Raw genomic sequence first — 12346 nt, forward strand, 5'->3', positions numbered from 1 at the left:
CCCGTCGTCCTCTTTGGATTCTGCGCCTTGAATTCGTATGACGTATTATGATAAAAAACCGATCTTCATGTAAGTCCGATAAAAACAACGTCACCCACTACAAAAATAAGGATGGGGGAAACACATGACTGAATCAGTGATTCAAACCGGTGCCATCGCGCCCGCCGATCGCTTCGAGGACCTTGCGTATCGCAAAGCCGCGTGGCGTATCCTGCCGTTGTTGCTGCTGTGCTACCTCGTCGCCTATCTGGATCGGGTGAACGTGGGTTTCGCCAAATTGCAGATGTCCGACGATCTGCAGTTTTCCGAAGCCGTCTACGGCCTTGGCGCAGGGATTTTCTTCATTGCCTACTTCCTCGTGGAAATTCCCAGCAACCTGATCCTGCATCGCGTCGGTGCGCGGTTGTGGATCGCGCGCATCATGATCACCTGGGGCATCATCTCCTCGGCCATGGCGCTGGTCAGTACGCCGATGTCCTTCTACATCATGCGTTTCCTGCTGGGCATCGCCGAAGCCGGGTTCTACCCGGGCGTCATCCTCTACCTGTCCTACTGGTTCCCGACCCATCGCCGCGGCAAGATGTACGCCCTGTTCGCCACGGCCGTGCCACTCTCGGGTCTGATCGGTGCGCCCCTGTCCGGCTGGATCATGAGCGCCTTCAACGGTGACCATGGGTTTGCCGGCTGGCAATGGCTGTTCTTTCTCGAAGGGCTGCCTTCGATCGCCGTCGGCATCCTGGTGATCTTCTGCCTCAGCGACCGCATCTCCAGTGCCGGCTGGCTCACCCGGGAAGAGAAAACCCTGCTGCAGACGCGCATCGACGCGGAATCCGCCGGCCACCAGAAACACAGCCTGAAAGAAGTGTTCCTGCAGCCGCGCATCTGGCTGCTGACGGCCATCTATTTCTGCATGATCGCCGGCTTCTATACCGTGGGCTTCTGGTTGCCGACGCTGATCCGCCAGGCCGGCGTCAGCGATGTGTTGCAGGTCGGCATGCTCACCGCCATCCCTTATGCCGCCGCCGCAATGACCATGATCCTGGTGTCGCGCAGCGCCGACCGGCTGCGCGAGCGTCGCTGGCACCTGGCACTGACCGCAGTGCTGGGCGGTATCGGGCTGTTCATCTCCGCCACCTGGAGCGACAACTTCACCATTTCGATGATCGGCCTGACCCTGGGCTCCATGGGCGCCATGAGCACCCTGCCGCTGTTCTGGAGCCTGCCAACGGCCTTCCTCGGCGGCACCGCCGCGGCAGCCGGCATCGCCCTGATCAACTCCTGGGGCAACCTGGCGGGCTTCGTCTCGCCGTACCTGATGGGCTTCCTCAAGGACACCACCCACAGCACCACGATCGGCATGTATGTGATGGCGAGCGCGTTGTTCCTCGGCGCCCTGCTGGTCTTCAAAATTCCCGGAAAACTCGTCAACCGCTGACGTTTGGAGCAACTCATGAAAATTCTCGTGACCGGTGCAGCCGGCTTCCTTGGCCGCCGTCTGATCGAAGCCCTGCTGCTGCGCGGCTCGCTCACCGACCGTGCAGGCCAGTCCCAGCCCATCGGGCAAATCGTCGCCTTCGACATGGTCGCGCTCGAGGGCATCGATGATCCGCGGGTAACGGTGGTGTGTGGCGATATCGCCAACCCTGAAGTGCTGGACAGCCTGATCGACGCCAGCACCGACAGCATCTTCCACTTGGCCGCGGTGGTTTCCAGCCAGGCGGAGGCCGACTTCGAACTGGGCATGCGCATCAACTTCACCGCGACCCAGAACATGCTCGAACGCATTCGCCAGCTCGGCACCTGCCCGAAATGGGTGATGACCAGCTCCGTCGCGGTATTCGGTGGGCAACTGCCGGAACGCGTGCGTGATGATCAGGTGTGGGCACCGCAGAGTTCCTATGGCACGCAAAAGGCCATGAACGACCTGCTGCTCGCCGACTACAGCCGGCGCGGTTTTGTGGATGGTCGCAGCCTGCGCATGCCGACCATCGTGGTGCGCCCGGGCAAACCCAACCTGGCCGCTTCCAGCTTTGCCAGCGGGATCATCCGCGAACCGCTCAACGGCCAGCCAAGCGTGTGCCCAGTGCCGCTCGATACGCGGCTCTGGCTGATGTCGCCAGCGCAGGCGATCGCCAACCTGATCCATGGTCATGAACTGGCCGGCGAGCAGATGACCGAGGGTCGGGTGATCAACATGCCAGGCCTGTCGATTACCGTCGAACAGATGATCGATGCCCTGCGCCAGGTCGCCGGTGAACACGTGGCCGCGCGGATCAGCCTGGAGCGCAATCCGGCGATCGAGCGCATCGTCGGTTCGTGGCCAGGGTCCTTTTGCGCCACCTACTCCCGGGACCTGGGATTCACCGCGGATGAGGATTTCCGCGCCGTGATCAAGCAGTACATGACTGATTATCTGCCCGGATGAGGAGCCCGACATGTTGAATGCCCCTGCCCGCCCTCTGCTGGGCTGCATCGCTGACGATTTCACCGGTGCCACCGACCTTGCCAACATGCTGGTGCGCGGCGGTATGCGCACCGTGCAAAGCATCGGCATACCCGGCGCCGAGGTTGCTGAACGACTCGATGCCGACGCGATCGTCATCGCCCTGAAGTCGCGGACCGTGCCGGCCGCCGACGCTGTGCAGGCCTCGCTCGAAGCGCTGCGCTGGTTGCGTGAGCGTGGCTGCGAACAGATTTTCTTCAAGTACTGCTCGACGTTCGACTCTACCGCTGCCGGCAACATCGGCCCGGTCAGCGAAGCGCTGTTGGACGCGCTGGACAGTGATTTCACCCTGGCGTGCCCCGCCTTCCCGGAAAACGGGCGCACGGTGTTTCGCGGGCATTTGTTCGTTCAGGACCAGTTGCTCAGCGAGTCGGGCATGCAGCATCACCCGCTGACGCCGATGACCGACGCTAACCTGGTTCGGGTGTTGCAAGCGCAGAGCCAGGGCAAAGTCGGCCTGTTGCGCCATGACACGGTGTCCAAGGGCGTGGAGAGCATTCGCGCCCGCATGACGCAGCTTCGCGCCGAAGGTGTGCGCATGGCGATCGCCGATGCCGTGTCCGATGCCGACCTGCATCTGTTGGGCGAAGCCTGCGCCGGGCTTGCCCTGCTGACGGGTGGTTCGGGACTGGCGCTGGGCTTGCCGGAGAACTTCCGTCGGGCCGGTAAACTGCGCGAGCTGAATGCAGCCGAGGTACCCGCAGTCGACGGCGGCGAAGTGGTGCTCGCGGGCAGCGCTTCGCAAGCCACCAACGGGCAAGTGGCGAGCTGGCTGCAGGCAGGTCGTCCGGCCTTTCGGATCGACCCGTTGGCCTTGGCTGCGGGAGCGCCGGTGATCGAACAGGCACTGGCCTTCGCCGCTGACTCGGCAGAAACGGTGCTGATCTACGCCACCAGCTCCCCGGATGAGGTCAAGACCGTACAACGTGAACTGGGCACCGAGCGCGCGGGGAACATGGTTGAGCAGGCCATGGGCCGGATAGCCAGCGGGCTGCGCCAGGCCGGTGTGCGACGCTTTGTGGTCGCAGGCGGGGAAACCTCCGGAGCCGTGGTGCAAGCGCTGGGGATCCAGCTCTTGCAGATCGGTGCGCAAATTGATCCGGGCGTGCCCGCTTGTGTCAGCACACCTGGGGAACCACTGGCCCTGGCGCTCAAGTCCGGCAACTTCGGTGGCCCTGACTTTTTCTCCAAGGCGCTGAAACACCTGGCGGGAGTTCAAGCATGAGCAATGAAAATGCCCTGCGCGAAGAAATCTGTGACGTCGGCGGCCAGTTGTACAGCCGTGGCTACACGGTAGGCAGTGCCGGCAACATCAGCGCCCGGCTCGACGATGGCTGGCTGATCACGCCCACGGACGCGTGCCTGGGCCGCCTGGATCCGGCCGCCCTCTCCAAGGTCAACCTGGCAGGGGAATGGGTCAGCGGCGACAAACCGTCGAAGACCCTGGCCTTGCACCGAGAGGTCTATGACCGCAACCCGGGTGTCGGCGGCGTGGTGCACACCCACTCCACGCACCTGGTGGCGTTGACGCTGGCCGGGGTCTGGCAGCAGGATGACATCCTGCCGCCGCTGACGCCCTACCAGGTGATGAAGGTCGGGCACATCCCGTTGATCGCCTATGAGCGTCCCGGCTCGCCGAAGGTCGCCGAGCGGGTTGCGCAACTGGCCAACAGCGTGCGCGGGGTGATGCTCGAGCGCCTGGGTCCGGTGGTGTGGGAAAGCTCGGTGTCGAAGGCGAGTTATGCCCTGGAGGAGCTGGAAGAAACGGCACGCCTCTGGCTGATGAGCAACCCCAAGCCGGCCCCGCTTGACCAGGCCGCACTGGATGAACTGCACGAGGTTTTTGGCGTGCAGTGGTAACCACCGGGCCTTACGCTAAATGCATTTGTAGGAGCGAGCCTGCTCGCGATGGACGACAACGATAACGCTGGAAGCCTGACACCCTGCGGCGCTCTCAGGTTTTTCGCGAGCAGGCTCGCTCCTACAAACAATGCTGTTCACTTAAGCTTGACGTTATATGTATGGATTGGATTGGATTGGATTGGGAGCTTATCCGTTTCTTCGGTGATGGCGACTGGCGGTTTCGCCCTTACGGCGAGTCCCTTTTTCAAACGCCAAAAAGGAACCAAAAGGCTTTGCCCCACCACTCGGTGCCTCGCCAGGGCTCGGCATGCCCTCTCTCCGGCATTGCTCCGTGGGTCGCCGCGATGGGCCATCCCTGGCCCAGCGCGGCTAAACCGGCGTCCTGCCGGTTTCCCCACTGCGCAATGCCTGCGTTCGGCCATCGTGGTTAACGGGGCGCCCCAGATCAAAAACAAAAGCGAGGCGGCCTTAAAGCCGACCTGACTTTTGCAGATACCCCCGATCCCTTGTAGGAGCCAGGCTTGCCGGCGAACCAGGCGCTGCGGTGTGTCTGTTGTACCGCGTTATCGTTCTTCGCCGGCAAGCCTGGCTCCTACAGGGGGAACGCGTACGGCTCCCGATCAGGTCGGCTTTAAGGCCGCCTCGCTTTGCTTTTGATCTGCTTTGGCTTTTGATTTTCTTGCCCCATCGAGAGGCTTCGTTCCGGTTCTGCGCAGTGGGTAAACCGGCATGGATGCCGGTTTAGCCGCGCTGGGCCATGGATGGCCCATCGCGGCGACCCACGGAGCAGGACCGGAGCGAGGGCATGCCGAGCCCTAGCGAGGCACCGAACGTCAGGGGCAAGAGCCCTTGGTTACCTGGGGCTCTTCCAAGTGACTCGCTGTAAGAGCGAAACCATAGGTGGCCGTTACCGCAGGAATGGATATGCACTCCGTCAACAAATTACGCTTCTACAAGGACTTTTTCGCTTAACTGAACCTACGCTGGTATTTTTAATTTCAGGAGTCACCATGCCTCGTTTCGCTGCCAACCTCAGCATGCTCTACCCGGAACACGATTTTCTCGAGCGCTTCGCCGCAGCCGCCGCCGATGGTTTCCAGGCGGTGGAATACCTGTTCCCCTACGACTTCAGCGCGCAACAAATCAAACAGCGACTGGACGACAACGGCCTGGTCCAGGCCCTGTTCAACGCGCCGCCCGGCAATTGGGCGGCAGGTGAAAGAGGCATCGTATCCTTGCCTGGGCGCGAAGCGGAGTTTCGCGCTGGTTTCGACCAGGCCCTGGAATACGCCGCGATCCTGGGCAATGACCGCATCCACGTCATGGCCGGGCTGCTGGCGAGCGAAGCGGACCGAGCCCGACACCACGAAACCTACCTGGAAAACCTCAGCCACGCGGCGACGCAAGCGGCCAAGGTCGGGATCACCGTGTTGCTGGAGCCGATCAACACCCGTGACATGCCGGGCTTTTTCCTCAACCGCCAGGATCAGGCCCAGGCCGTCTGCAAAGCCGTCGGCAAGGACAATCTCAAGGTCCAGTTCGACATCTACCACTGCCAGATCGTCGAGGGTGACGTGGCGACGAAGCTGCGTCGGGATTTCGCCGGCATCGGTCATATCCAGATCGCGGGCGTGCCGGATCGCCACGAACCGGACCTGCACAACGAGTTGAACTACCCCTACCTGTTCGAGCTGATCGATCAACTGGGCTACCGCGGCTGGGTGGGTTGCGAGTACCGGCCGCGCGGCAACACGAGCGAGGGGTTGCGATGGTTGCGCGATTGGCAGGCGCGCTGAATCAATAGCGAGCAGCCCTATCAATCCTGGCACGACCTTTTTTCAATGCACCGGGATCTGCGAAAAACCGGCCCAGCATTTACAATCACACCTTTCATCGCAGATCAGAAAGGTTCTACAGGCTATGGCGCTCGACCCACCCACGATGTTGACCATTTCGACCGCCCTCGCAGCCGCCGCCGCGCTGTACCTGGCGATCGAATGGCGGAGCATTCGCGAGCCCTCGCTGCTGTTCTGGAGCGCGGGTTTCGCAACCATCACCCTGGGGTCGACACTCGCCTTGCTGCGCGGGGCCGGCCTTCTGCTGGTCGGCATATGGTTCGCCAATGGCCTGCTGGTGGTGGCCCACTGGTGTTTCCTGCTGGGTGTCGCGCGCTTCACGCAGACGCGGCTGTCGCGTGCCTGGTACCTGATCTTCGTCGCCTGGGTGGCCTTGCTGTTGTTGCCGGACGAGCCGTCGTGGTCGAAGGTCATGCTGCTGGCCAATTCGCTACTGGTGGCCCTGGTGACGCTCAGGGCCAGTTTCCTCCTGCGCCCCCATGGCAAGTCGTTGAGCGTGGGAGCGGTGCAACTGCGTTATGTACTGCTGGTCCATGGGCTGTTCTATCTGGCCAAGTCGATCACCGCCATCGTTCCCGGCACGCTGATCGACCTTGCCGCGTTTCGTGGCGAGATCATTCAGATTTCCCTGGTCGAGGGCGCGATGGCGATCATGCTGATCGCCCTATCCATGACCGGTACCGAACGCTACAGGCGCGAGAAACGCATCGCCCGGCTGGCCGCACGTGATCCGCTGACCTCTTTGTACAACCGCCGCGCCCTCGAAGTGCGGGCACCGCGCCTGCTCGATGACGTCTCCACCGCACGACCCGGCGCCCTGCTGCTGATCGATATCGACAACTTCAAACAGGTCAACGACCTGTACGGCCATACCGCAGGCGACCGACTGCTGGTCACGCTGAGCGGGTTGATCCGTTCGGTCCTGCCTGAGGGCGCACTGGCGGCGCGGCTGGGCGGTGACGAATTCGTGATCCTGCTGCGCAACGCATCGAATGAGCAAATCGTCGGGTTGGGCAACGCCCTGCGTGAGCAGTTTCACCACGCCGCCGCACAGACATTCGCCACACCTGCAGCGGTGACCCTGAGCATCGGCGCCAACCTGTTCGACCATCCGCCAGCGAGCCTGGCGGCATTGATCGAGCAAGGCGATGCGGCGCTCTACCAGTCCAAGCGTGGCGGACGCGACAGCATACGTTTGGTTGATCAGACCTTTGCCAGCAATGAACCGCTTTGATTACCGGGTCTAATAATCAGGAAAATCGCTCAGATAGCATACTGGCGAGCTGGGTTCCGCGAACCGCTCCAACTCATCTTCCAGCCAATGAGCCAGGACAATTGCATTGTTCGCCTGCAGATCCCTGGCCGCAAAAACCAGGGTAAGCGTGCCCCTTTCGCCGAGCAGCAACAATTGCCACCAGCCCTGCGGTTTGGCCGCCAGCTCGCGCCGATAGGCAACGGTGAACTGCGCAAAGCTGATTTTTTTGCTGTTGAAGGCTTTGCGTAATTCCGTCGAGGGGGCGACATCGGGAAGCCATGCCGTCAATTGAAGACTGCCCTTTGGACAATTGCGCGGCCACAGGCGGTCAACCAGCACACGGTTTCCGTCTCCGTCAGTCGCATCTGCATAGGCACTCTTGCACTGAATCATGGCGGTATGCTCCTCGCTGCGAGGTCGCTTTATGATGCCCCAGTCCAGGGAAGGCTCGTATCTTTAGGTTGGGTACGATTTATTGTAGGAGCGAGCCTGCTCGCGAAAAACCTGAGCATCTCTGACGGTCGAAGATCGCCGAATGACGGTAGAAAATCGCCTTTCATCGCTTCAGGGTGACGCTGGATCCAAAAAACTTGCGAGCGGCCGGACGTGTTCTAAACTGCGAAAAGTTCGCAATTACACTGTGCGCCACACCGGACGTGGCCGTGCGCATTGCCCGGTGTGTCTTCTGGTCACCTTCGGCAACGCATGGTCGGACCACGCAGGTCGTTCCTCGCCAAGCCAACGAAGGTCGCGATCATGCCCAGAGCTCTCAGCGTCCGTTCCTTTGCACTCTGCGCGAGCGTGTTCGCTCTGGCATTGAGCGGTTGTGCGACCCAGCGCTCCACTGAACCTGCGTCCCCACCCCTGCGGCAGAATCCCGAATTCACCTACGATGCCAGCGGCGTGACCCACGCCACGCTGACGGCGGCCGAGCAACAGGTCAATGTGGGCAACGAGCGTTATGTGTCCCTGGTATTCAACGGCGATTACGACTCGCCGCTGATTCGAACGCGACCCGGCGGCACCATGGCGATCCGCCTGGATAACCGCATGGACGAAATCACCAACCTGCATTTCCATGGCATGCAGGTCTCGCCCTTGGACCAGGGCGACAATATTTTCCGCGTGACCCGCCCGCATCAAGTCGGTGAGTACAACGTCAAGCTGCCGCTCGCTCACAGCCCCGGCGCCTATTGGTATCACAGTCATTTCCATGGCGGTTCCCAGCGCCAGGTGTCGGCGGGCATTGCCGGGCCGATCCTGGTCGACGGCATGCTCGACCCGTTCCCCGAACTCAGGGGCATCAAGGAACAGGTGCTGGTGCTGCGCAACTTCCAGAAAACCCTGACCGGTAAAGTCGCCAGCGAGATCATCACCAGCGCCCCGTCGATCCGCACGATCAACGGCCAGGAAGTCCCCACCATCGACATCAAGCCGGGCGAAACCCAGCTCTGGCACTTCATCAACATTGCCGCCAACCAGTACTTTCGCATCCGCCTCAACGGCCAGACGATGCAGGTGCTGTCCCGAGACGGCAATACCGTGACCCGTCGGGTCGAGACCAAACAGGTGCTGATCGGGCCATCGGCGCGCTTCAGCGTGCTGGTTGTCGGGCCGCCAGCGGGCACCTACGAAGTTGAAGCGGGTTCGGGCAATACCGGGCCGGCAGGCGATGATTACCCTTCGGCCAAACTGGCAGTCCTGCGCTCCAGCGGTCAACAGGTGGCGACGAAGCAGATCACCAGCCCCTACCCGCCCGCCGAGGACTTCAGCAAGATCGCGGTGAACAAGACCCGCCAGTTCGCCTTCCAGGACTCGGACACCGACCCCAATGCATTCCTGATCAACGGCACGCGCTTCGAGCTGGACCGGGTCAATACCACGGTGAAACTCGGTGACGTCGAGGAATGGCGGCTGTTCAACCCGTCCCAGGAATTGCACCAGTTCCATATCCACCAGGTGGACTTCCAGGTCACCGAAATCAATGGCAAGGCGGTGCAGTTCAGTGGCTACCGGGACAACGTGTTCATTCCCGCCACGGGCTCGATCACCGTGCGCATCCCCTTCCGCGATCCGGTGATCCTCGGCAAGTTCGTCTATCACTGCCACATCCTCGAACACGAGGACGGCGGCATGATGCAAGCGATCCAGGTGGTCAAGCCCGAGGACTACGAGCAGGCGGTCAAGCTCGAACCCCTGGGCGGCCTGTACGGTGAAAACAACCAGTTGTGCTCCTACCTGCGCAACACCGGACAGGACCCGAAAGCGTCCAGCCCGCTTATCAAATAAAGGGGGGGCGCCATGAGCAACTATCGCTTGGCTGTGTTGTTGCTGGGATCGGTGTGCGGCGTCGAGGCGACGCTGGCCGATGACGGGCAGTACCCCAACGTCGGCATGGATTACGACGCGACCTTTCAATATGACCATGTGCATGCCGACTCGCCCCAGGGCGGCAATCGCAACAGCACGGACGCCTACCCGGACATCAACACCACGTTCTACTTTCGCTTCACCCACGACCAGCAGATCCAGCTGTCCACCGAGATCAATCCCATAGCCGGGCCCGAGCCCGGGCAAAAGCGTTTTTTCGAAGACGTGGGCCTGGTGATCAACGACCTCAACTACTACCAGAACAACGCCAACTCGGCGTTCTCGGTCGGCAAGTTCCACGTGCCGTTCGGACGTGCGCAGGATCAGGCGCCGGGCCTCTACACCAATGATTACGTCAGCACCTACGACCTCGACGGCATGCTCGGCGGCACCGTGGCGTACCGTTTTTTCGACCAGAAACTGGGCATGATAGAGCCCAACCTGAGCCTGTACACCGCGGACAATTCGTTCCTCGGCCGACCGTATCTGCGCCATGGCGAGAAGCTGCAGCGAAGCGACGGCGGCCCCTCGAATACCGGCAAGCTCGATTCCTGGGCGCTGATGGTGAACTGGATTGCGATCCCGGCGGTGCCTTATCTGGAAATGCAGGCCGGCTATATGTTCAACAAAAAGGCCGAGGACCAGACGCAACCCGATCCGCCGGGGGAAGACGACGAAACCATCAAGATCGCCTCCGCCCGCTACATCTGGGCCTATGAACCGAGCACGGATCTTGAGCCGACGCTGGAGGGGCGTTACTTCGATATCGTGCCCTTCATCGAATTCGCCGATGTCGACAATGAAGATGGCATCAAGGGCAACGACACCCGCTACCTCACCACATCGCTGACGTTCGATTTCGGTGACTGGTCCTTCGGCGCGACCCGCACCGACAAGCATCGCCAATCGACGGGGGGCGCCGATCGGCAGGATTATCTGAACGAGCTGAGTCTGACCTACAACATCACCGGGCAGATCAAGCTCGGGCTGTCCGCCGGCACCCAGAAAGAGGATGGCCAGATGTCCGAACTCGTCGGCCTGGCGCTGACGTATTCCGGAGGGTATTGATCGATGAGGTGGCTTTGTGCGGTTTTCGCCCTGCTGTTGATGGGCTTGGTAACCAGTACCGGCGCCGCCACCCGCAGCGACATCGGCGGGCCGTTCCAGCTGACCAATCAGAATGGCCAGCGGGTCAACGAGCGCAGCTTCGGTGAGCCGGTGCTGCTCTACTTCGGCTTCATGACCTGCCCGGCCATCTGCCCCACCGACCTTGCGAAAATGGCCCGCATCAGCCGGCAGTTGCAACAACGGCAAGGCATCAAGGTGCGGCCGGTCTTCGTCACCATCGACCCGGAGCGTGACACCCCCGGCAAACTCAAGGCCTACGTGAAATACTTCGCCAGCGATTTCGTCGGCCTGACCGGCACGGCGCAAGAGATCGCCCGGATCACCGATGCCTATCACGTGTACTACAAGAAAGTGCCGTCGGGCGACAAACCGGACCAGTACATGATGGACCACTCGACCATCCTGTTTTTACTCGACAGCCAGGGCCGCTACCTCAAGCACTTCGGGCGAGGGATGGATGAGCAGGACATAGAGCAACAGGTGGTCACTGCGCTGGCTGACGGGGCATGACATGAACGAAAAAAAATCGTCGATCAGCTTGAATGAAGATATCTGCGTGCATGTCTTTACCGCTTCGGCGGCCATGGTGGGCGTGTGCATTACGGTCATTGGAATTTTCCAGGTGGTGACCACGCTGAGAAGTGAAGACTCCCTGGGTGACGACTTTCTTGCGATGAACGCCATCCTGTATTTAATTACGACACTTCTGTCCTACTGGGCATTGCGCACCAGCAACGTGAACCGCAATCATTTTCTGGAAAAACTGGTCGACGTTCTTTTCCTTATCGCCTTGACCTGTACCACGGCCATTGCAGGGTTCATCACTTGGGCGATCACCGTGCATTAGGGTCTGGATTGAGCACACGGACGAATCGGCATTCGGCTTCCGACGCTTCATTGCTGGAGGGTTGTTCAAGCACGAATCCGCACCGGGTCAGTACTTTTCGCGAGCCGGCATTGTCCTTGAATACATAAGCCACCAGTTGCGTGAGTTGCCAACGCGCCTGTGCCTCCTCGATCAGATGTTTGAGTGCCTGCGTCGCCAGTCCCTGGCCGCAAGCGTCACGACCGATTCGATAGCCCACCTCTGCAGATCTCGTCGATGGGTCTATGCCTTTCAAGTTTGCCCGCCCTACGATCCGTTCACTGCTGTCTTCAATAACGAACGGGTGCCAGGTGCCGATGGCATAACCGGATAAATAGACTTCGATATGTTCGGCGACACCTTGCAATGAGTAAAAAGAAGGGTCGCGCGCATCGATATGCGATTCGAACCATTCGCGGTTGCGGGTTTCGAATGCCAGCAAGGCTTGAGCGTCTGTACTTTTCAGCTCGCGAATTCTAAATGGCTTCATGCATCAACTCTCCTGT

12 protein-coding genes are annotated in these 12346 nt (G+C 60.9%); 10 read left to right on the top strand and 2 right to left on the bottom strand.

Translation table 11 applies throughout. The features are described from left to right. Positions 1 to 124: 124 nt before the first annotated feature. The 6 genes from OH720_RS19875 to OH720_RS19900 all read left to right on the top strand — a co-directional run bounded on the left by OH720_RS19875 (position 125) and on the right by OH720_RS19900 (position 7456). On the top strand, positions 125 to 1435 hold the full coding sequence (locus OH720_RS19875) for an MFS transporter (protein WP_272602583.1): 1311 nt from the start codon (positions 125 to 127) through the stop codon (positions 1433 to 1435). A 15-nt stretch (positions 1436 to 1450) separates the two neighbouring features. Further along, the gene (gene denD, locus OH720_RS19880) at positions 1451 to 2425 is read left to right on the top strand and encodes a D-erythronate dehydrogenase (protein ID WP_272602584.1); all 975 of its coding nucleotides are present in this window, start codon (positions 1451 to 1453) and stop codon (positions 2423 to 2425) included. 10 nt (positions 2426 to 2435) lie between these two features. Next, positions 2436 to 3728, top strand: a complete 1293-nt coding sequence (gene otnK, locus OH720_RS19885) for a 3-oxo-tetronate kinase (protein ID WP_272602585.1) — start codon at positions 2436 to 2438, stop codon at positions 3726 to 3728. Beyond that, on the top strand, positions 3725 to 4363 hold the full coding sequence (otnC, locus tag OH720_RS19890; protein ID WP_272602586.1) for a 3-oxo-tetronate 4-phosphate decarboxylase: 639 nt from the start codon (positions 3725 to 3727) through the stop codon (positions 4361 to 4363). The genes otnK and otnC overlap by 4 nt, the downstream gene beginning before the upstream one ends. Before the next feature lie 1013 nt (positions 4364 to 5376). Further along, positions 5377 to 6162, top strand: coding sequence for a 2-oxo-tetronate isomerase (otnI, locus tag OH720_RS19895; RefSeq protein WP_272602587.1), 786 nt, complete (start codon positions 5377 to 5379; stop codon positions 6160 to 6162). Positions 6163 to 6286: 124 nt separating this feature from the next. Further along, positions 6287 to 7456 (top strand): GGDEF domain-containing protein, encoded by a 1170-nt coding sequence (locus OH720_RS19900; protein WP_272602588.1) that lies wholly within the window; start codon positions 6287 to 6289, stop codon positions 7454 to 7456. A gap of 9 nt (positions 7457 to 7465) precedes the next feature. Here OH720_RS19900 and OH720_RS19905 read toward each other — a convergent pair whose 3' ends face one another. Continuing rightward, positions 7466 to 7870, bottom strand: a complete 405-nt coding sequence (locus OH720_RS19905; protein WP_272602589.1) for a DUF488 domain-containing protein — start codon at positions 7868 to 7870, stop codon at positions 7466 to 7468. A 363-nt stretch (positions 7871 to 8233) separates the two neighbouring features. Between OH720_RS19905 and OH720_RS19910 the strand changes: the two genes are divergently transcribed. The 4 genes from OH720_RS19910 to OH720_RS19925 are packed head-to-tail and all read left to right on the top strand — an operon-like array spanning position 8234 to position 11822. Then, complete coding sequence (locus OH720_RS19910) at positions 8234 to 9766, top strand: multicopper oxidase family protein (protein WP_272602590.1); 1533 nt, start codon at positions 8234 to 8236, stop codon at positions 9764 to 9766. A 12-nt stretch (positions 9767 to 9778) separates the two neighbouring features. Next, complete coding sequence (locus tag OH720_RS19915; protein ID WP_272602591.1) at positions 9779 to 10915, top strand: hypothetical protein; 1137 nt, start codon at positions 9779 to 9781, stop codon at positions 10913 to 10915. A gap of 3 nt (positions 10916 to 10918) precedes the next feature. Further along, positions 10919 to 11485, top strand: a complete 567-nt coding sequence (locus OH720_RS19920; protein ID WP_272602592.1) for an SCO family protein — start codon at positions 10919 to 10921, stop codon at positions 11483 to 11485. A 1-nt stretch (position 11486) separates the two neighbouring features. After that, a complete protein-coding gene (locus OH720_RS19925) occupies positions 11487 to 11822 on the top strand; it encodes a hypothetical protein (protein WP_272602593.1) in 336 nt (111 codons plus the stop codon). Here OH720_RS19925 and OH720_RS19930 read toward each other — a convergent pair. Then, a complete protein-coding gene (locus tag OH720_RS19930) occupies positions 11809 to 12330 on the bottom strand; it encodes a GNAT family N-acetyltransferase (protein ID WP_272602594.1) in 522 nt (173 codons plus the stop codon). The two genes, OH720_RS19925 and OH720_RS19930, sit on opposite strands and share 14 nt — an antisense overlap. Between the last annotated feature and the right edge of the window lie 16 nt (positions 12331 to 12346).

This window comes from Pseudomonas sp. WJP1 (genome assembly GCF_028471945.1).
Classification (GTDB): Bacteria; Pseudomonadota; Gammaproteobacteria; order Pseudomonadales; family Pseudomonadaceae; genus Aquipseudomonas.